The sequence below is a fragment of the Sporosarcina cascadiensis genome (assembly GCF_009650995.1).
GTDB classification, from domain to species: Bacteria; Bacillota; Bacilli; order Bacillales_A; family Planococcaceae; genus Sporosarcina; species Sporosarcina cascadiensis.
In genome coordinates, this window is record NZ_WHVV01000017.1 from 1 (window position 1) to 19,780 (window position 19,780).

The window sequence follows — 19,780 nt, forward strand, 5'->3', positions numbered from 1 at the left end:
ATATGGTTGACAGCGTCCGAATCAGCGACATTACCAGTAGAAGGAATCATCATTTCCGGAAATACACAATTCGCATCTGCGACAGCCACGCGAACGTGCAGCTTGATACCACAGGAATCGGTGGAGATCGCTGTCCAGTCCGCTGCGTTGTTTGGCAATTTCACGTAGGTCCCATCAATAATCCGAATGAGTCCCACGTTCGGTTGTAATCCTTTCGCATCCCCTTTGATTTGCCAAAAGTGAGAGGCGAGACGTCCTAATAGGTCTGCTAAATGCCCCGTATCAAGAGCGGCAAGCCGCCTGCTTAACTGCGCGTGGCTAAAGGACTCTGTACAAATTTCTTTCTGAAAATCTCGTTTTGCACGGATACCGATCTCCATCTTGCGAAGGCTTTTCCAACCGCATACGTTGGCCATAATAAAAATTTTCACGATGGCAAGATCGGTAAGTTTCCGGGCATCATAATTAAAGAGTGGGCAAGCTAACACATGGTTTGGCAAGTTCGATAGATATTGACAAAAGACTAAGTTTTGGTTTACACTTTTCATGAGAAATACTCCTTTTGATAGTGTAGGGAACTGATTTAGTCGTCGTCCCTATCTACAATAGGAGTTTTTTTGTGTCTTCGCAACGATAAAACGCTAGGATATTCAATATATTACTATTTTTTACTGGTATGCAACGCTAGTGGGCACTCTCTGGCAATTATCCGGCTAATTTCAATCCGATTGCCGAGCACAAAATAATTGCTATAAAAACCATCCTTCTCCAGTCTTTTGATTCACCAAAGAATATCATGCCGACTAATGCACCACCGACAACACCAATCCCCGTCCAAATAGCATAACCAGTTCCCATAGGGATAAATCGCAATGAATAACTGAGTAACGCAAGACTTGAACCTAATCCTAAAATTAATAAGATGACCGTTCGCAAATCACGTTTTACAGTAAGTTGATTTATCATTGCGACGCCAAATGTCTCCAACAATCCAGCCACAATCAGAGCAAACCATGCCATCAGGATTCAACTCCTTTCTTCTCCTTTTCCGGCGTAACTAACTTTAATCCGATAACTCCAATCAATAACGTTATAATCAAAATAATCTTTCCCCAATTGAATGACTCACCAAAGAAAAGTGACCCTGCAACGACCGTGCCAGCTGTACCTAAACCCACAAAAACGGCGTAAACCGTCCCAGCTGGAAGCACATATGCTGATGTAATCATTAAGTAATTGCTGACTATGATAAGGACGATTGTTCCAGTCCAAGTCAAGAAGTCATAAGCATGAGTTAAACCAATCACCCAAAAGATCTCAATAAATGCGGCAATAAAAACCGTAATCCAATTTCGATTCACGAAATGACACCTCTCAATCAATTTTTATAAAAATAAAAAAGCCCAGAAGAACGCTGTTAAACAGCATCTCCCAGGCTTTTATCCCTCCGTGACATAGCGAAAGCTATGAGTTTTCTCTCGGTCCAGTCCAACAACTTGTTGCGGAACCCTAGAAAACATTTGATTAATTTAATTAACCCCTATTTTACATTAAGATGTGGCAGTTTTCTACTAAATGGCTCTGTATATTGCAGTAACAGTTGGATACCAATAAAATTATTCAGCATTTTGCGTGACAATTTTAATATCCTAAATAAGTTGAATTAAAAAATCTGTATTCTATAAGTTACTAGTACCGCTGATTTCCGTTCCAGGCGAACGCTTTCTGGAAGGTTCGCTTTGCCGTATTTTTGCGCTCTTTGCAAAAATTAAGACAATACAGGGTTCCTTCTACATGCTATTTTCGCTCCGCTCCCTTTAGTTATCTCATCCTATCGGGCTGATCCAATCAACTGAGCACAGAACATAGCTTCCTTATGATGTAAAAAGTTTATTCGCTTATATAATACACTTTTCAAAAGTAGAAATTTCTACTTTTGATAGATGTTGTGGTGAAACCCCGATTATCCTCGTACTACAACGGAATCCCGTTTAATATCTGACTTGTCAGATCCCAATCAGTTTTGTCTAAAAGGAAAAACCTCACCCTCAATGCACTTCCTTACTCCGCAAAGGAATCGATTTCCTCCTAAGCTCCACATACCGCAGCAACCGGAAAAGTGGAGGCAGAGTAACACAGACGACGATGACCCGCAGTACTTGCACCGTCACGACAAATGTTGCGTCGCCATTGAGCACGAGGGCAGTCGTTGACATTTCGGCAATTCCACCCGGCGCAAAAGCCAGTCCAGATGTCAGGAAGCTGATGTCGGAGAACAGCGAGACGGCATACGCGCAGGCAAGCATTGCAACGATCATGCCGATCGTGCTCACCATGGAAACAACAATCATCCTGCCTAATCCTGCGAACATTTTTTTCGTGAAACGGGAACCAATGCTGGCGCCGATCAATACTTGTGAAATGATCAGCAGGCTGTGCGGCCACCAGGCAATGAAGTCAAAGCCCAGCCACGCGAATCCGATAATTTTCACGCCGGCCACGCTGAACATCGCGCCGATCAACCAAGGGGCAGGCAGTTTCAGCAGTTTCCCCGCTTTGTATCCCGCCACAGCCAGGACAGCAAATAAAACCGTAACGCCAACATGCTGTATATCAAATCCAGCCACTGCAGCTGTCGTCACATCAGACGCAGTATGACCGAACCAAATAGTTATAGCGATCGGTATAGTCAGGATAACCAAAAACGCCCGCAACGTCTGTACAATACTAACCGCGCCTGTATTCGCGCCAAATTCCTCCGCAATCCCCGGCATCGCAGAAAGTCCGCCCGGTGTAGTGGCGAAGAAACTGGTCAGCATATCGAGTTTGCTGTATTTCCATAAAAACAGTCCCGACCCCAATGAAATCACCACAGACAGCACGAGCATAATAACAATACTCAGCCAGCTCTCATGAAACACAGAAAGAACGGTGCCGTTCACTCGCTGTCCGAGTTCAATCCCCAAAATCGCTTGACCGATATACAGCCAGTACTTCGGAAGTCCGTTTTGATTGGGAGGGAGCTTGACAATTGCCGGATAAAATATAGAGAGGACGGTCGCTGTCAGGAGTGTTCCAATCATCCAGCCGATCGGAAGCCCGGTCAATGAAACGATGAATCCGCCGAAACCGCTAAGTGCGATGAACAGTAGAAATTTGTGCAGAGGTTTTCCTTTCTTCATGTCTATTCCTTCTTTCAGTCATTCTAAGTTGTGTGTATCGTCCAAATCCATTGCTTGTTATCTATAGTATAAGATACTATTAATGATAAATAAAATACTCGTTTTGTATCCTCATCCATAACCTATACCTATACCAGAAAAGGAGGAATTCATTTGAATGAAAGAGACTGGCTGGTGCTGCAGACGCTATACGAAGAAAAGAATATTACAAAGGCGGCCCAGCGGCTGTATATTTCGCAGCCTGCGCTGACCAATCGCCTGCAGGTGCTGGAGAGGGAATTCGGAGTGCAGATCGTCAATCGCGGGAGAAGGGGAATCCAGTTTACGCCACAAGGGGAGTATTTGGCAAAAAGTGCGCGCGATATGCTGCTAAGGATCCAAAGCATTAAGGAAAATGTCATCAATATGGAAGAGAATCTGACTGGTACACTGCGGCTCGGAGTTTCGACATTCTTCACCGATTATATGCTGCCCAATCTGCTGAAATTGTTCAAAGAGCAGTATCCGGATGTTGAATTCAAGGTGACGACCAATCTCAGCAGCCAGATTGCGCATCTGACGTATAATCAGGACGTGCATATCGGCATTGTAAAAGGAGACTTCAGCTGGAAAGATGAGAAGCATTTGCTGATGGAGGAGACGATCTGCATCGCTTCGAAAGAGAAGATCGATATGGAGAATCTCCCAAACCTTCCGCGAATTGATTATCATACGGATGCCCTGTTGAAGAATTCGCTCGATAATTGGTGGACAGAACGTTTCGCCCAGCCGCCGCTCGTCAGCATCGAAGTGGATAAGGCGGATACGTGCAAAAAGATGGTGATGAACGGGCTTGGCTATGCTATTTTGCCGCGGCTAATCTTGGACGACGCACCAGAGCTTGAGAAAATCGATATTTATTCTGTCGATGGAAAACCGATCGTGCGCAGGACTTGGATGCTGTATCATAAGGAATCTCTTCATTTGAATATTGTGAAGGCGTTCGTCGAGTTCATGGAAGAGGAATTCAACAAGTAAAAAACAGGCTGCCGTTCAGGACGAAATCGTCTCAAGGGCAGCCTGTTTTTTGCTGTTATACCATCATTCTCCGTTCTGACAGAACTCCCGAATCAACCGGGAAGCTTTGGACTGGCTGATCTGCAGATCTTCGGCCACTGCCCTCGTTGAACCAAACTTCTCATACGATCTTCTGACCATGGTCCGGGTTACACCGTCCAAAGCGTTTTCCAATGAATTTGAATACAGCAGTTCAGGAATTTCCTTCACCTTCTCCAAAATTACTTCCGGCAGATCTTCCACTCCTATGACTGCTTCACTCGTAATCACCAAACGCTCCATCAAATTCTCCAGCTGCCGCACATTGCCGGGCCAAGAATAGTGGTAAAGAACAGTTACGCATTCTTCTGAAATAATCTTAGTGGAATTGTATTTATCATTGAATTTACTCAGAAAACTGTAGACCAGGGGAATGATATCCTCTTTGCGTTCGCTTAACGGCGGCATCTGGATGTCGATTACGTTGAGCCGGTAATACAAATCTTCCCGGAACGTTTTATTTTCCACCATCTTCAGTAAGTCTTGATTGGTCGCCGCAATGATGCGGATATCCACCGTCTTGCTGACATTACTGCCGATCGGAATGAATTTTTTATCCTGAATCACTTGCAGGACTTTAGCTTGCAAAGTCAGAGCCAATTCCCCGATTTCATCTAAAAAGATCGTACCCTGGTCTGCTGCTTCGAATAAACCTATTTTCCCGTCCTTTTTGGCTCCTGTAAATGAACCTGCTGCATATCCAAACAGCTCTGACTCCAGCAAATCATCTGGGATAGCGGCACAATTCACATTTAGAAAAGGACCTTCTTTTCTCTGACTCAATTTATGCAGATGGTAGGCGATGACCCCTTTGCCGGTCCCCGACTGACCCTGAATTAATACGGTGGAATCCGTAGGCGCCACCTTTTCGCAGAAACGCAGGATTTTGCGCATTTTGGGGTTGTTCATAATGATGGTATTTGCCAATTCCTCTTCCATCGCACTCGGTGAAGGCTGTTCTTCCGTTTTGATGAGCCGGGTAAAATCTTTTATTTCAGTTGCCGTAAACACCATATATTCAATTTCATTTTGTGTGTTCAATATAGGGAAAGCCCTAGTCAGCAAGTCAGCGCCGATATTTGTTTGCTGACGCATTGAAATAGGGGTTTTCTTTTCTAAGACAAGCGGTACAGCAGAAGGTGACCAGTAGCCTTCGTTAAAAAAATCGTCATTATATCTGCCAATCACATCATCTTTTTTCACTCCGTAATGCTTTTCGCAGTTTCGGTTGACATAAACAATCCGCGATTCCCCGTCTAACACATAGATTTCATCTGACGAATAATCCAGTATTCTAAGCAGTGAATCCACGGATAAGTCCATTTTTATTTGTTCTTTGTCATCAGGCATTTTTATCACCTTCCTGCTGGTTGATGTGAGTCAGTTTTAAAAACACCTCTGCTTTTTCGAATCAAACCTGACTCAATTTTGACTCAATTGTAACAGCATAATGAAAAAAAACGATAGAAAACTTATTCCTATGCAAATTTCAAAAGTTGGCATGATACTTGCAATAGTATTTAGTAACGCGGTGCATGTGAGGGAATTCCCTAGTTGTCCGCAAGTAAATAATAGCTATAAGGAGGAACAACATGAATAGAACAGCTGAAGTCAGCGACATAACCATCATCGGCGGCGGTCCGGTTGGCCTGTTTACAGCTTTTTATGCAGGACTTCGTCAAATGTCCGTAAAAGTCATTGAAAGTTTGCCACAGCTTGGCGGTCAGCTTGCTGCACTGTATCCTGAAAAATACATTTATGATATCGCCGGTTTTCCTAAAGTGAGAGCACAGGAGCTTGTCGATAATCTGATTGAACAGATGAATCAATTCGAAACCACCGTATGTGTAGGCGAAACGGTAATAAAAGTCGAGAAAGAAAATGATGGCGTTTTCAAACTGACGACTAATAAAGAAACACATTATTCCCGGACGATCATCATCACTGCTGGAAACGGTGCTTTCCAGGCAAGAAAGATGGAAATAGAAAGCGAAGAGAAATTCCAAGAACAAAATATTCACTACTTCGTTCAGAACATGAATCAGTTTGAAGGTAAGAAAGTGGCTTTATTCGGCGGCGGAGATTCTGCAGTGGACTGGGCGCTGATGCTTGAACCGATTGCTGAAAAAGCATCCATTATCCACCGCAGGGATAAATTCCGTGCGCATGAACACAGCGTGGAACTGTTGAAACAGTCCAAGGTAGAGCGAATGACACCTTATGTACCGGTTGAGTTGGTAGGCGATGGGAAGATTGAAAAAGTGATTATCAAGCATTCAAAAACAGACGAGCTGGTAGAGCTTGAAGTGGATGACGTGCTGGTCAATTACGGTTTTGTCTCTTCACTCGGGCCGATTAAGGACTGGAGTTTGGAAATTGAAAAGAACTCGGTTGTCGTCAACTCGAAAATGGAGACGAATATCGAAGGCATTTATGCGGTAGGCGATATTTGCACATACGAAGGAAAAGTAAAGCTGATTGCGACCGGTTTTGGAGAAGCGCCTGTAGCAGTAAGCAGTGCGAAAGTATATATCGATCCAACTGCAAAAACACAGCCGCTGCACAGCACAAGCATCATGGGTGACCAGGAAGGGAAGCCGGAGAAAGCTGCTGCCGGAGTCAACTGATTACGTATAACAGGAGGTAGAGAAATGGCGCAATATACAATGGTGGAACGAAGTACATGCATCGCCTGCGGGGCATGCAACCCGGTTGCACCTGACTTATTTGAGTACACGGCTGACGGATTCGCCTTTGCTTTATTAGATGATAACGAAGGCGTCACAGAAGTTCCCGAAGACTTGATCGAAGACTTGGAAGACGCATTCGAAGGGTGCCCGACCAACTCTATCAAAATGTCAGAAACTCCTTTCGCTTGTCAGAGAATTGAAGCTAGTTAACGATTTAAATATAAAAACACAAATCCAAAGGAGAATGAGAAATGGCTTATAACAAAGTACAGAACGCGACAAACAGAACATTCGAGAGAACGATGCCTTATAATTTATTCACAGATCCGGCAGTATTGGAAAAAGAAAAAGAAATGATCTTTGCGAAAAGCTGGCAGCTCGTCGGTCATGTGAGCCAAGTGGAAAAGAAAGGTGCATTCTTTACAGCTGAAATCGGTGATGATCCGATTATCGTTATCCGTGGAACAGATGAAGTTCTCCGCGCGTTCTATAATGTTTGTCCGCACCGTGCGACAAAGCTTGAAAAAACTGAGTCCGGCAAAAAGAAAATTTTACAGTGTTCTTACCATGGCTGGACGTTCAAGACAGATGGCGCACTGAATAAAGCACCGAACTTCCGCAGTGAAGAAGATGCAGCCTGCGTACAGGATGCATGTCTGCGCGCAGTACGGATGGAAGTGGTTGAATCATTGATCTTTGTTAATTTGGACGATGATGCGAAACCGCTGGCTGAATCATATGGTGACTTCTTTGACCGTCTTGGGAAGTTTGAGTTCCTGAAAAACTTACAATTCACTCACCGGAAATCCCGTCACATCAAGGCAAACTGGAAAGCATTCATTGAAAACTATCTGGAATGCGACCATTGCCACGTGGCACACCCAAGCTTCATTGATACACTGGATATGGATGATTATCAGATCATTACTTGTGAAAACTACTCCATTCAGGGCTCCATGGTGAAGCCTGACAAGCAATACGGGGAAGTGAACCTGAATGAAGCCGAAATGCAGGGTGGATCATTCTTCTGGTTATGGCCGAATCTCATGCTTACTATTTATCCGGGACCTGCAAATATGGCTTCCATTCAATTGGTGCCGATCGATCATGAAAATACTGAAATCGTTTACACATACTATTTCAGCGAAGACAGCTTGGACAAATTGACTCAGGAAGAGAAAGATTTGATGACATTTGCGGAGCAAGTCCGTTTTGAAGATATAGAACTGGTTGAACTAGAGCAGCTCGGCTTCAAATCCCGTGCATTTGAAAAAGGCCGTTATTCTCAGTCTGAACAAGCAATCGTACAATTTCATGAAATGGTTCTGGAGGCGCTCAATGAATAAACTAATTGATAAATCAACGACTAAACAATTGATCATTAACGGAGAATACGTGGAAGCACCAAGCTATGCCCCACTTTTCTCTCCGTATTCCGATGAAAAGATCGCAGACATCGCGATGGCAGACCAGGCATTGACGGAGCAGGCGATTGAAGCCGCCTATCAAGCCAGAAAAGTAATTGGCAATATGCCTGCATATCAGCGGGCAGAAATCTTGGAAAACGTTGCCCGTATTCTGGCGGAAAGAGCAGAGGAAGCAGCAATTCTCATTTCTACTGAATCTGCTAAGCCGATTATGTTTTCAAGAGCCGAGGTTTCAAGAACGATTGAGACATATAAATTTGCTGCAGAAGAAGCGAAGCGCATTCACGGCGAAACGATTCCTTTTGATGCAGCTTCAGGCGGAGTGGGGCGGATCGGTTACACATTGCGCGAGCCAATCGGTGTCATCGCAGCCATTACGCCATTCAATTTCCCGATGAACCTGGTCGCGCACAAACTGGGACCGGCAATCGCTGCTGGTAATCCGGTCGTTCTGAAACCGGCATCTCAAACACCGCTGTCTTCTCTGTTCATCGCAGAAGTATTTAAAGATGCAGGTCTTCCGGCGGGCGTATTAAATGTAGTGACAGGACCCGGCGGTGTCATCGGTGATGTTCTCGTCATGGATGACCGCGTAAAATTGGTCACATTCACTGGCAGCCCGGGTGTCGGAATCGGCATCAGCAACAAGGCTGGATTGAAGAAAACGACTTTAGAACTGGGTTCCAACTCTGCATTGATCATTGATAAAGATATCGAAATCGATTCTATTATTGACCGCTGCATTATGGGTGCTTTCTCAAATCAAGGCCAGGTATGTATTTCCACACAGCGTATTTACGTTCACGAAGACCGTTACGAAGAATTTACAACGAAATTTGCGGCTGCAGCCATGGAATTGAAATTGGGTGATCCGCTGGCAGAAGATACGTATATTTCTTCTTTAATTTCGAAAAAAGAATTGGAACGAACGCTGAGCTGGATTGAAGAAACAAAGAAAGGCGATGCGGAAATCCTTGCGGGCGGCCAGGCGCAAAATGGCGTGCTAAAACCGACAATCATCGTCAACGCAGATCATGCGCTGAAAGTATCCTGCCAGGAAGTATTTGCACCGATTGTTGTAGTCAATAAAGTGGATTCTGTGCAGTCGGCGATTGAACTGGTCAATGATTCACGTTTTGGCCTGCAGGCTGGAATCTATACGAATAATGTACAGCACGCGCTGTATGCGGCGAAAACTATGGAAGTGGGCGGCGTCATTATCAATGACGTACCGACCTACCGCGTGGATCAAATGCCGTATGGCGGAGTGAAAGAAAGCGGAACCGGACGCGAAGGACTGAAATATGCCATCGAAGAAATGACAGAAATGAAACTTGTCGTCTGGAATCAAGGATGAAAGTAGTGAGTGCTAAATGAAGACTTATAAAATTGGAGTAATCGCCGGAGACGGCATCGGCCCGGAAGTCATTGATGAGGGGATTAAAGTGTTGAAAAAGGTGGCGGAACTGGACGGCGGCTTCGTATTTGATTTCACTTATTTTCCTTGGGGATGCGAATATTATACGCAGACCGGACGCATGATGGCGGAAGACGGTATGGAACAACTGAAGGGATTTGATGCCATTTACTTGGGTGCTGTCGGATTCCCGGGTGTTCCCGACCATATTTCCTTATGGGATCTGCTGCTAATCATCCGCAAAAGTTTTGATCAGTACGTCAATATCCGTCCGGTAACATTGCTGGAAGGGGCACATACCCCGCTGCAAAATGTAGAGCGCAAAGATATTGATATGCTGTTCATCCGGGAAAATACGGAAGGCGAATATTCAGGAGCAGGGGACTGGCTGTTCAAAGGGCAAGAGCATGAAGTCGTCCTGCAAAACGGCGTGTTCTCCCGCAAAGGAACAGAGCGGATCATCCGCTATGCTTTCGAGACAGCTAAAAAGCAGGGACGCAGCCTGACAAGCATCAGTAAGGCAAATGCCTTGAATTACTCGATGGTTTTCTGGGATCAGGTATTCGAGGAAGTGAGCGCAGATTATCCGGAAGTGAAAACCGCTTCTTATTTAGTCGATGCGGCCGCGATGCTGATGATTACAGACCCGAAACGGTTTGAAGTCGTGGTCACGTCGAATTTATTCGGCGATATCCTGACTGATGTCGGTGCGGCGATTGCTGGCGGAATTGGTCTGGCTGCGGGTGCGAACATCAATCCGGAAGGCACATTCCCTTCGATGTTTGAACCGGTACACGGTTCGGCACCGGATATTGCCGGTAAAGGAATTGGTAATCCGTTAGCAACAATTTGGTCTGCAAGTCAAATGCTTGATCATTTGGGTTACGAACAATACGGCAAGAAGGTAGTGGATGCCATCGAAAGATTGCTGGTGGAGGATGAAGTTCTCACACCTGACATGAAAGGCAGCGCTTCTACTTCTGAAGTAGGCGACCGGATTGTAGACATCATAGGAAACTTGCAGTCAGTAAAAGCGTAAATTCGATTTAATCGGTGTTATGCAAATAACACCGATTACAATATAACAAATGCCCGCTCGTTTGGCTGTATGTGGGGATTCTCGATACATCCACACAAGTGGGTCTTTGAAATAGGAGCGGTAATATGAGAGATAAAAAAACTGTGTTTTATTCTTCATTGGCTGTTAGCTTAGTTTTAATAAGTATCGGTATATTTGCGCCGAAGCAGCTAGAGAACTTCTCCAATTCCTCACTTAGTTTCATCTATAATAATCTAGGTTGGTTTATTTTGGGAAGCGTTTTCATCTTTTTCGCTTTTTGTATTTATATCGGAATGTCCAAATTCGGTCATATCCGATTGGGAGATGATGACGACCGGCCAGAATATAAGACGGCCACTTGGATCGGTATGCTATTTAGTGCTTCCATAGGAATCAGTCTTGTCTTCTGGGGAGTTGCAGAACCGGTCTCCTACTACATCGATCCTCCGTTCGGTACGGGTTATTCGGAAGAATCTGCAAAAACAGCCATGCAATACGTTTTCCTGCATTGGGGAGTTTCGGCATGGGCCTGCTACGCATTGGTCGGCGTATCATTAGCATTTTTCCAGTTCCGGAAAAAGCTGCCCGCTTCTTTAAGTTCCGTCTTTTATCCGTTGGTCGGCGATAAAATTCGAGGACCTTTCGGCAAGAGCATCGACGTCATCGTCATCCTGTCCATTGTAATTGGGATTGCAACTTCGCTCGGTTTCGGGACATTGCAAGTTAATAGCGGTATGAACTATCTCTGGGATGTGCCGATTGGCATCTCCACACAAGCTATCATTATCATAGTCGTCAGTATTATTTATGTGGCATCGACTGTCTCGGGCCTTCAAGGGGCAATGAAGCATCTATCAAACTTGAATATGTTTCTGGCGTTCGTTTTATTGGGGTTGGTGTTTTTCTTTGGTCCGTCACAGATGATTATGAAAATCTTCTTCCAAGGAATCGGTGATTATGCGCAGAACTTCATCAACATGTCTTTCCGTACGGAACCATATGGAGACGGTTCATGGATTTCTAGTTGGACGTTGTTCTATTTCGGCTGGTGGATCGCATGGGCTCCGTTGGTCGGCAGCTTTGTAGCCAGGATTTCGAAAGGCAGAACGATAAAGGAATTCATGTTCGGTGCGATTTTTATCCCAGTATTGGGATCTTTCGCTTGGTTTTCGGTCATGGGCGGCTCGGCGCTTACGTTTATCCAGAATGCGGGCGAGACTGCACTTGCAAATGCGGTGGAAGCCGACATTACTTCGGCACTGTTTAAGTTTTTTGAATATTTGCCAATGAGCGTATTTTTGAGTATTTTAGCCATGGTGCTAGTCATTGTTTTCTTTATTACTTCCGCAAACTCAGCAGTATTTGTACTTGGTATGATCAGTGAAAACGGCAATCCGAATCCCTCACATCTGACGAAGATCGTATGGGGAGTAATTATCGCAGCTATCTCTGTCGTGTTGATCATGACCGGTGGCTTGGCAGGACTGCAATCGGCTCTTGTTGCCACAGCCATTCCAATCGCAGTCTTGATGCTCTTCATGTGCTACTCTACATTTATCGGGTTAAAAGAAGAAGCTGCCATCATTTCTGGGAGAGAAGCGAAAGAGATGGAGAAGGCGAAGCCGAAACTTTCTAAACCAGAAAAGCCGGAAGAAACGAACATAGAACCGGCCATCTTAGCAGAAGTGGAAGAGGCACGGAAAGAGGAAATGTTAGTCACGAACAAATGATTTCTCTATCAAAAAGTAATAAGTGAGTCAGAACCGTTGTAAGCGGTAACAATGACAGGCAAAGTAAAAAAAGTGAAAAGGGCTGTTTCGGGAATTCACTACCGGGACAGCCCTATTTCGTTGCTTGGGACAAGTGTTTCAATCGTTCTCATGTAGGGCGATGATTTGGAAGCACTGCAGACGCCCTCCTCCATTATTACAGCACTGCCTGTCGCTTCATCATCTAATTGATCATGGCTATGTTTATGTGATGGATGGGAAAGATCACTCGGCAGATGTTCTCAGCCTGGCAGCTTTTTGTCTTGACTTTTTTAATAGCCGGCAATATAATAAAATCAATTACAGATATCTGGTGTCTGCGATATCTACTAATGGGAAGGAGAGAAAATAATGAGATATTCAAAAGCGACAAGCTACGCATTGCATACAATGGTCCATATTCTGCTGCAGCCTGAGGGAAGTACAGTCGGCGTGCAGGAATTGGCTGAAATGCAGCATCTTTCCCCGACGTATTTGTCCAAAATATTGACGAAACTTACGAAAGCAGGATTGATCCGTTCGACGCCGGGTGCGAAGGGCGGGTACAAGATAGTTCGCCTCAAGCATGAAATATCTTTTTTGGATGTCATTAATGCTATTGAAGGAGATGCTAGTTTGTTTGATTGCTCGATTCATCATGAAGGCTGCTTGATTGAAAATGTCATGAGAGAGGCTGAAGATCATTTGAGAAATGAACTCTCCTCGAAGCTCCTAATCGATATCGCAAAAGAAGCGGAAGCGAAGCACATAAATGAAAAGGGGATGACGCAATGATATTGGACTGTGCTGTGATTGGAGGGGGGCCGGCTGGGCTGAATGCCGCGCTCGTACTTGGCAGGTCCAGACGCAAGACGATTCTGTTTGATGATAACAAGCCGAGAAATGCTGTAACTTCTGAATCTCATGGGTTCATTACACGTGATGGCGTAAATCCACAGGAACTCAAAAGGATCGCTCAGGAAGAATTAAGCACGTACCCGGATGTGAAAATTGTAAAACAGCGGGTTCACTGTATTCATAAAGTAGATGATTTGTTCAAGTTGGAGACAGAAACTGGAGAAGTGCATCACGCGAAGAAAATTATTCTCGCAATCGGCTTCAAGGAAGTTCTTCCGGACATCCCGCGATTGAAAGAGTTCTATGGCAAGAGCCTATTCAGCTGTCCTTTCTGTGATGGATGGGAAATGAAAGATCAGCCGCTCGCCGTAATTGCAGATGACAAGAAAGCATTTCATCTGGCAAAGGTAGTCTCCAACTGGACAGATGACCTGAGCGTCTTCACGAACGGAAACAAAGTGCTTTCTTTGAAAGAACAGGAATTGCTCAAGAGTAAAGGCATCTCCATATATGAAAAAAAGATAGCTGCATTCATCGGCCAGGAAGGCAGGCTGGAAAAAATCGAACTCGAAGATGGGACAACAGTATGCATTACCGGTGGATTTGTTACCGCAGAATGGCAGCAGGCAGCTGCTTTTGATTCAACACTTGGCTATTCATTGAACGAGTACGGAGGAATTATGACAGACAGCTGGCAGCAGACGAACATTCAAGGTGTATATGCTTGCGGAGACACGAGGATTGCTGGTCCATCTCAATTAATTATGGCAGCGGGAGAAGGCTCGATGGCCGCCATAGCTGTCAATGGAGCACTTATAGAGGAGAAGTTTAACAAAAAAGAACAGCAAGCTTAAAATAAAGAGGAGGGTTCACATGCATCACTCACACAGCAAGCATCACAAAGGAAAAGTATCGTATTTAGAAAGTGCTGAAAGAAGAAAAGAATTTTCTCCGGATATGCTGTTTAATAGCATACCTGTAAAAGAAACGGCCAATATAGTAGATTTCGGTGCTGGAACCGGCTATTTTACCATTCCTGCTGCAGAAAGAACAAAAGGAAATGTTTATGCGCTCGATCAGGATGTTGATATGGTGGAAATTATAAAGGAAAAAGCTATGGAGAAACAACTTGCGAATATCGTGCCGATACTGGGAAGCATGGAGTCGCTGCCTGTAACTGATAGCTCCATCGATATCATCATCGCATCTCTTGTACTTCACGAAATCAAACCGCTGGGACCCATTCTGAAGCAAATGAAAAGTGTGCTTGCGAGTGATGGATATCTCGTTTGTCTTGAAATTAAACCAAAAGAGAATTCCGAGAGGGCTCCAAGAGTAACGATGGAAGGGATGGAACGGGAAATGATAGAAGCAGGATTCCAGGTAACAGAGAAATTTTTCCCGTCAAAATCTTTGTATGCGCTGATTGTCAGGAAAGTGAATTAACTTATTTTTTTATTCTTATTATAGATATAGAGGGTCTACGCAGTATTTAATTAAATGAGGTACCAAGTGTATTGCTGATCTTTTTCAATAAAAGGTCAGATTTTTGGAAAGTTAAAATATAGGAGTGATCATATCGTGGGAATGAAAAAGGCATTAATTATAGTTGATGTACAAGAGGCTTTTGAGGACAAAAAGTGGGGGGAACGTAATAACCTCAACGCGGAAGAAAATATCAGTCGCATTCTAAAGCTATGGAGGGAGAAGGGCTGGCTGGTGATACATATACAACACACCTCCGATAATCCTAGCTCAGTATTTTATCCGAAGAATGAAGGCTTTGCCATTAAAGAAATAGTAGAACCTATTGGTAAAGAAGTAGTCATTGAAAAGAAAGTAAACAGTAGCTTTATTGGTACAAATTTAGAAGACTTTTTAAAAGTAAATGAAATATCACAAGTTGTTATTACTGGTTTGACTACGCCACATTGTGTATCAACGACTACAAGAATGAGTGGCAATTTAGGTTTTGAAACATATCTGATTTCTGATGCAACGGCTGCTTTTGGCTTGAATGATCAAAATAATATATATTACGATGCTGAAACTATACACAATGTATCTCTAGCTACAATAAATGATGAATTTGCTACAGTACTTACAACAGATCAATTGATTAATGATTTTCTAGTCTAACCCTATTAATTGGCGCGAGGGTCCAGCAAAGCATATTCCATTCAACAATAAAATAAGACAAATAAAAACGCACATGACTGTGCGTTTTTACTCATCTTTTCCTGTAATCTATGCTTCAAGCATATCACGCATAAATATAAAACAAATATTCCTGCCCGTTTTGAACCGGTTCCTGCGCGAAAGTATATCCGTGAGCCTTTGCTTCTTCCGGAACATTGCGGAAAGATCCCGGACAGTCGGTGATGACTTGCAGAAGTTCGCCTTTGTTCATTCCCTCAAGTGTCTCCAACGTATAGATGACAGGGTAGGGACAAGATTCGCCGCGCAGATCCAGTGTGAAATCAGCTTCTCTTTCAGTTTGCATGTACGTTTGCTCCTCTCTTGATTGCTAACTTCTGATGATAGCGTTTTTCTCGATAAACCGTCAAAGCATAGAGTACGCCAAGCATAGCAAGGGTGGCTGTAATAGCTCCAATCGGTCCGATAGAATCCAGCAGATTGATTTTTGCTCCGCCTTTTACCAACACATTATACACGCCGAGGTGATCCCATGCATATGCGAGGAACGTAGCCCCGGCAATATTGCCAATGAAGACGGGCAGGAACAATACCTGTCCCTCCATCAATCTGTACATCATGCCTGTCTCACACCCTGATGCCATGACAATGCCGACTCCGAATAAAACCCCGCCGACAAATGTGCTCATTGCGGCAATCTGGGTAATCGGTGTCAAGTCATAAATCGAAATCACGATGATGGTGCAGATAGAACTGACAGCCATTCCGACGATAATCGCTTTTGCCATGACGCTGCGTCCGACAAGAAACAGATCACGGAACGCAGAAGTGAAACAAATTTGGCCGCGTTCAATCAGAATACCAAAGAAGAGGCCGAATAAAGCTCCCAGCCCGAGAAATTTCTGTCCGGATGCAAAAAAGTAGATGATCAGCCCGGTGTACACAAGGGCAATCGCACCGCCGACATACGGCTGGATGACACGTTTCTTAACAGCGGACGGCTTCCCGGCGCCCCGTGTAATCGAAGGCTTGCCTTTCCACCAGCGCGTCTTGGTCAGCTTGGCACCGAAATACGTGCCGATTCCCGTAGCGACAATGAAAATCCAGGAGTGGAAAGAGAATTGCGGAACGCCTGTGAAGAAAGCGGCCAAGTTACAGCCAAGCGCCAAACGCGCACCGAACCCGGCGATGATGCCGCCGACAAGCCCCTGTACGTAGCGGCGTTTCTGTTTTGGAAGACGGATCTTGAAACTATTGCTGAACAGCACCATAATCAGCGCGCCGATGAACATTCCCCAGACAATCCAGCCATCCGGACGATTCCATGTCGTGCCTTTCAAATGAACCATGTCGAAGTATTGCCAGCCGGATATATCCACTCCGAACAGCAGCAGAATATCGCCGCCAAGCCGGGTGAATTCACCGGTTACTGCCCAAACCTTAGATGTCAGCCCGAAATATAAAGCACTTAAAATCCCTGCAATAAGCAGAACGACATAGGGATTCCAGTAGCGAGTAAAAAGTGATTGAACTATTGTTTTCATTCGATATTGCTCCTCATAAAAAGACCTTTTTCTAGTGTAGTCCTAATTAATGAGAAATCAAGTGAAAAATACTCCAATTAAGAAGAAAACTTTCAACGGGGACCCGGCAGAATGTTTGGTATGCCCGGACTTACTGATCGATAATCGTTAATAATTCACGGATATCTGTTCGTTCCTGCGGTTCCGGAATATGTTTCGGATAACCGATCATCAGCGTGGCAACGACTTTCTCGCCCGGCTTGACACCGATGGCTTCCCTGAAAACCGGATCATAAATCCAATCATTCGAACGCCAAATCATCCCGATGCCGCGTCCCCAGGCGGCGATCTGGAAGTTCTGAATCATCGTGGAGACAGCTCCGTAATCCTCATCCCATCTGCGCTGCCGAGGATCTTCGGGCATGATGACGACGAGATGCAGCGGGATATTCCGGAAGTAATCTGCTTTTCGCTGTACTTTTTCTGGCACTTCGCCGTCAGTTTTCGGCTGGGACTCTATGTAGGCCTGCACAAATTGTTCTTTTCCTGCTCCTGCATACAGTTGAAAACGCCAAGGCTCCGTCAGCTTGTGATTCGGAGCCCACTTCGCGACGTTCAGTAATTCAATGAGTTCCTCAATATCTACAGAATCCGTCTTGAATGCCTTGATCGTTCTTCTGCTCATGATGGCTCGTTCTACATCGTTTTTTCCTTCATAATTCACGAATAAAAGCTCCCTTCATTTTCAAATTAATAACGTTAATGAAAATCATTATCAATTACCATCATATCATGAGTATATATATTCTCAACTGTTGTACATAAGCGAAAATTTGGATGAAAGGTGCGGAGAAGTACTGGATTGGTTCGTGTACTGCTGTTTTTGGTGCGGCGGCACTTGATGAATGTGCGGTTCCAAGGAGTTTTGGTTCGTTCCGGAAGCGTTTTGGGGCGGCAAATCAGTTTTTTCGCGCGGATGGACAGCGGGTAACAAAAAAAGCTGCCCCGGACAGTCATTTCTGACATGCAGGGCAGCCTTATTAACTGCTTACTTCATATAGTAGATTGGTGAACCAGGTCCTAAATCGATGCCCAGCAGCATCCAGATGATCAGTGTCAGACTCCAGAATACCAGGAAGAACATGGAGTAGGGGAACATGACCGAGACAAGCGTCCCGATACCCATTTTCTTGTCGTATTTCTGTGCAAACGCGATGATGATCGCAAAATAGGTCATCAGCGGAGAGATGATATTAGTTGAAGAATCCGCCACACGATACGCCATTTGCGTTAATTCGGGAGAATAGCCGAGCTGCATCATGATCGGCACAAACACCGGCGCCATCATCGCCCATTTTGCAGACGCACTGCCGATGAACAAGTTGATGAATGCGGCAATCAGAATGAACATCAGCAAAAGCGGAATTCCTTTTAAGTTAATGCTGTCAAGGAAATTCGCCCCGTACACGCCGAGCACCAATCCCATATTGGATTCAGAGAAAAAGGCTACGAACTGGCTCGCAGTGAATGACAGAACGATGAACATCCCCATCGCCGCCATAGTCGCGGACATCATCGCCGCTACATCTTTATCGTCACGGATCGCTTTCGTTACCTTACCGTAGACTAAACCTGGAACAAAGAACATAAATGCGATAATCGGCACGAGTGAGCTCATGAATGGTGATTTAATAATCGGCATATCGCCCTCGTCTCCGCGCAATGGCGCACCAGGGAAAATAACCAGTAACGCAACAAGCACACCTGCAACAACCACAGATACAACAGCCCAGATGAGACCTTTCTTTTCAAGAGCAGTCAGTTTCTCAACCTTTTCACGGTATTCACCGTTATACTCGCCAAGACGCGGTTCGACGATCTTTTCCGTCACCCAGGCTCCGACGAGTGTCAGCACGACAACTGAAAATGCGATGAAGTAATAGTTCATGGCAATATTCATGCCATCCGCATATTCCGGATTGATGATCGCGGCCGACATGATCGTCAATTCTCCGAGCAATGCATCTGTGCCTGACAGCAACAAGTTGGCACTGAATCCGCCGGAAACCCCTGCAAATGCCGCAGCGAGCCCTGCCAGCGGATGCCGTCCGAGAGCTGCGAATAAAACCGCACCGAGTGGCGGCAATACAACATATCCTGCATCAGAAGCAACACTGGACATAACCCCTGCAAATACTAGTCCAAGCGTAATCAGACGCTTCGGAACCGACATGACAAAGCCGCGCAGCAATGCACTGATCAGGCCTGAACCTTCTGCAACCCCGATTCCAAGCATCGTAATCAGCACAACGCCGAGCGGAGCGAAGCCAATGAAGTTATCCGTCATGTTCGTGATAATATAATGGATTCCTTCACTGCTCAGCAGATTATGTACCTCGATCATTTCTCCTTCTTTACCGGGATGCTCGGCACTGATGCCGAAATAGGAAACGACAGCCGATAAGACGATGACTAAAAGAGCAAGCAACGCAAATAATGTCACCGGATGAGGCAGACGGTTACCGGTTTTCTCGATCATATCCAAAAACTTCTGGAAAAAACCTCTTTTTTCCGTTTGCATGAAAAACACCTTCCATCTATGAATATTCTGAATCATTTTTTT

Annotated in this window: 19 protein-coding genes, 1 pseudogene and 1 riboswitch; of the genes and pseudogenes, 11 read left to right on the plus strand and 9 right to left on the minus strand. The window is 44.8% G+C overall.

Annotated features, from left to right (window positions below; genetic code table 11):
- From GDZ68_RS14960 to GDZ68_RS14975, 4 genes and pseudogenes are all read right to left on the minus strand, one after another.
- Positions 1–548: pseudogene (locus GDZ68_RS14960) on the minus strand (hypothetical protein); the annotation flags it as partial.
- Between the two features lie 157 nt (positions 549–705).
- A complete protein-coding gene (locus tag GDZ68_RS14965; protein WP_153723118.1) occupies positions 706–1,020 on the minus strand; it encodes a DMT family transporter in 315 nt (104 codons plus the stop codon).
- A complete protein-coding gene (locus tag GDZ68_RS14970; RefSeq protein ID WP_153723119.1) occupies positions 1,020–1,361 on the minus strand; it encodes a DMT family transporter in 342 nt (113 codons plus the stop codon). Before GDZ68_RS14970 ends, GDZ68_RS14965 begins: the two co-directional genes overlap by 1 nt.
- 65 nt (positions 1,362–1,426) lie before the next feature.
- Positions 1,427–1,524, minus strand: a riboswitch (guanidine-I (ykkC/yxkD leader).
- A gap of 524 nt (positions 1,525–2,048) precedes the next feature.
- Positions 2,049–3,182 carry an AbrB family transcriptional regulator gene (locus tag GDZ68_RS14975; RefSeq protein ID WP_153723120.1) on the minus strand — a complete coding sequence of 378 codons (1,134 nt, stop codon included), beginning with the start codon at positions 3,180–3,182 and terminating at the stop codon, positions 2,049–2,051.
- Between the two features lie 153 nt (positions 3,183–3,335).
- On the opposite strand from GDZ68_RS14975, the gene GDZ68_RS14980 reads away from it, so the two are divergent.
- The gene (locus GDZ68_RS14980; protein ID WP_153723121.1) at positions 3,336–4,199 is read left to right on the plus strand and encodes a LysR family transcriptional regulator; all 864 of its coding nucleotides are present in this window, start codon (positions 3,336–3,338) and stop codon (positions 4,197–4,199) included.
- 63 nt (positions 4,200–4,262) lie between these two features.
- Here the strand turns inward: GDZ68_RS14980 and GDZ68_RS14985 are convergent, their stop codons facing one another.
- Complete coding sequence (locus GDZ68_RS14985; protein WP_194841191.1) at positions 4,263–5,627, minus strand: sigma-54 interaction domain-containing protein; 1,365 nt, start codon at positions 5,625–5,627, stop codon at positions 4,263–4,265.
- Positions 5,628–5,869: 242 nt separating this feature from the next.
- Here GDZ68_RS14985 and GDZ68_RS14990 point away from each other — a divergent pair, with 242 nt between their 5' ends.
- The 10 genes from GDZ68_RS14990 (at position 5,870) to GDZ68_RS15035 (ending at position 15,616) form a co-directional block, all read left to right on the plus strand.
- Positions 5,870–6,904, plus strand: a complete 1,035-nt coding sequence (locus tag GDZ68_RS14990; protein ID WP_153723122.1) for an NAD(P)/FAD-dependent oxidoreductase — start codon at positions 5,870–5,872, stop codon at positions 6,902–6,904.
- A 24-nt stretch (positions 6,905–6,928) separates the two neighbouring features.
- Positions 6,929–7,177 (plus strand): ferredoxin, encoded by a 249-nt coding sequence (locus GDZ68_RS14995; protein WP_153723123.1) that lies wholly within the window; start codon positions 6,929–6,931, stop codon positions 7,175–7,177.
- Positions 7,178–7,218: 41 nt separating this feature from the next.
- Positions 7,219–8,313, plus strand: a complete 1,095-nt coding sequence (locus GDZ68_RS15000; RefSeq protein ID WP_153723124.1) for an aromatic ring-hydroxylating oxygenase subunit alpha — start codon at positions 7,219–7,221, stop codon at positions 8,311–8,313.
- The gene (locus GDZ68_RS15005; protein ID WP_153723125.1) at positions 8,306–9,751 is read left to right on the plus strand and encodes an aldehyde dehydrogenase family protein; all 1,446 of its coding nucleotides are present in this window, start codon (positions 8,306–8,308) and stop codon (positions 9,749–9,751) included. Before GDZ68_RS15000 ends, GDZ68_RS15005 begins: the two co-directional genes overlap by 8 nt.
- Before the next feature lie 16 nt (positions 9,752–9,767).
- Positions 9,768–10,850, plus strand: a complete 1,083-nt coding sequence (locus GDZ68_RS15010; RefSeq protein ID WP_153723126.1) for a tartrate dehydrogenase — start codon at positions 9,768–9,770, stop codon at positions 10,848–10,850.
- A 125-nt stretch (positions 10,851–10,975) separates the two neighbouring features.
- Positions 10,976–12,601, plus strand: coding sequence for a BCCT family transporter (locus GDZ68_RS15015; protein WP_153723127.1), 1,626 nt, complete (start codon positions 10,976–10,978; stop codon positions 12,599–12,601).
- 390 nt (positions 12,602–12,991) lie between these two features.
- Positions 12,992–13,414: an RrF2 family transcriptional regulator gene (locus GDZ68_RS15020; protein ID WP_153723128.1), complete on the plus strand. Its 423-nt coding sequence runs from the start codon at positions 12,992–12,994 to the stop codon at positions 13,412–13,414.
- Positions 13,411–14,331: an NAD(P)/FAD-dependent oxidoreductase gene (locus tag GDZ68_RS15025; RefSeq protein WP_153723129.1), complete on the plus strand. Its 921-nt coding sequence runs from the start codon at positions 13,411–13,413 to the stop codon at positions 14,329–14,331. The genes GDZ68_RS15020 and GDZ68_RS15025 overlap by 4 nt, the downstream gene beginning before the upstream one ends.
- Positions 14,332–14,350: 19 nt before the next feature.
- Positions 14,351–14,923: a class I SAM-dependent methyltransferase gene (locus GDZ68_RS15030; RefSeq protein ID WP_153723130.1), complete on the plus strand. Its 573-nt coding sequence runs from the start codon at positions 14,351–14,353 to the stop codon at positions 14,921–14,923.
- A gap of 135 nt (positions 14,924–15,058) precedes the next feature.
- The gene (locus GDZ68_RS15035) at positions 15,059–15,616 is read left to right on the plus strand and encodes a cysteine hydrolase family protein (RefSeq protein ID WP_153723131.1); all 558 of its coding nucleotides are present in this window, start codon (positions 15,059–15,061) and stop codon (positions 15,614–15,616) included.
- Between the two features lie 124 nt (positions 15,617–15,740).
- Here the strand turns inward: GDZ68_RS15035 and yedF are convergent, their stop codons facing one another.
- The 4 genes from yedF to GDZ68_RS15055 all read right to left on the minus strand — a co-directional run bounded on the left by yedF (position 15,741) and on the right by GDZ68_RS15055 (position 19,738).
- A complete protein-coding gene (yedF, locus tag GDZ68_RS15040) occupies positions 15,741–15,980 on the minus strand; it encodes a sulfurtransferase-like selenium metabolism protein YedF (protein ID WP_153723132.1) in 240 nt (79 codons plus the stop codon).
- Positions 15,970–17,178: a selenium metabolism membrane protein YedE/FdhT gene (gene yedE / locus GDZ68_RS15045; protein ID WP_153723133.1), complete on the minus strand. Its 1,209-nt coding sequence runs from the start codon at positions 17,176–17,178 to the stop codon at positions 15,970–15,972. The genes yedF and yedE overlap by 11 nt, the downstream gene beginning before the upstream one ends.
- Before the next feature lie 130 nt (positions 17,179–17,308).
- On the minus strand, positions 17,309–17,881 hold the full coding sequence (locus GDZ68_RS15050) for a nitroreductase family protein (RefSeq protein ID WP_228551129.1): 573 nt from the start codon (positions 17,879–17,881) through the stop codon (positions 17,309–17,311).
- Between the two features lie 324 nt (positions 17,882–18,205).
- A complete protein-coding gene (locus tag GDZ68_RS15055; RefSeq protein WP_153723134.1) occupies positions 18,206–19,738 on the minus strand; it encodes an AbgT family transporter in 1,533 nt (510 codons plus the stop codon).
- Between the last annotated feature and the right edge of the window lie 42 nt (positions 19,739–19,780).

Coding starts and splice junctions, on each gene's coding strand:
- GDZ68_RS14965 (WP_153723118.1), bottom strand. CDS start 1,020: ATGGCATGGTTTGCTCTGATTGTGGCTGGATTGTTGGAGACATTTGGC.
- GDZ68_RS14975 (WP_153723120.1), bottom strand. CDS start 3,182: ATGAAGAAAGGAAAACCTCTGCACAAATTTCTACTGTTCATCGCACTT.
- GDZ68_RS14985 (WP_194841191.1), bottom strand. CDS start 5,627: ATGCCTGATGACAAAGAACAAATAAAAATGGACTTATCCGTGGATTCA.
- GDZ68_RS14990 (WP_153723122.1), top strand. CDS start 5,870: ATGAATAGAACAGCTGAAGTCAGCGACATAACCATCATCGGCGGCGGT.
- GDZ68_RS14995 (WP_153723123.1), top strand. CDS start 6,929: ATGGCGCAATATACAATGGTGGAACGAAGTACATGCATCGCCTGCGGG.
- GDZ68_RS15000 (WP_153723124.1), top strand. CDS start 7,219: ATGGCTTATAACAAAGTACAGAACGCGACAAACAGAACATTCGAGAGA.
- GDZ68_RS15005 (WP_153723125.1), top strand. CDS start 8,306: ATGAATAAACTAATTGATAAATCAACGACTAAACAATTGATCATTAAC.
- GDZ68_RS15010 (WP_153723126.1), top strand. CDS start 9,768: ATGAAGACTTATAAAATTGGAGTAATCGCCGGAGACGGCATCGGCCCG.
- GDZ68_RS15015 (WP_153723127.1), top strand. CDS start 10,976: ATGAGAGATAAAAAAACTGTGTTTTATTCTTCATTGGCTGTTAGCTTA.
- GDZ68_RS15020 (WP_153723128.1), top strand. CDS start 12,992: ATGAGATATTCAAAAGCGACAAGCTACGCATTGCATACAATGGTCCAT.
- GDZ68_RS15025 (WP_153723129.1), top strand. CDS start 13,411: ATGATATTGGACTGTGCTGTGATTGGAGGGGGGCCGGCTGGGCTGAAT.
- GDZ68_RS15030 (WP_153723130.1), top strand. CDS start 14,351: ATGCATCACTCACACAGCAAGCATCACAAAGGAAAAGTATCGTATTTA.
- yedF (WP_153723132.1), bottom strand. CDS start 15,980: ATGCAAACTGAAAGAGAAGCTGATTTCACACTGGATCTGCGCGGCGAA.
- yedE (WP_153723133.1), bottom strand. CDS start 17,178: ATGAAAACAATAGTTCAATCACTTTTTACTCGCTACTGGAATCCCTAT.
- GDZ68_RS15055 (WP_153723134.1), bottom strand. CDS start 19,738: ATGCAAACGGAAAAAAGAGGTTTTTTCCAGAAGTTTTTGGATATGATC.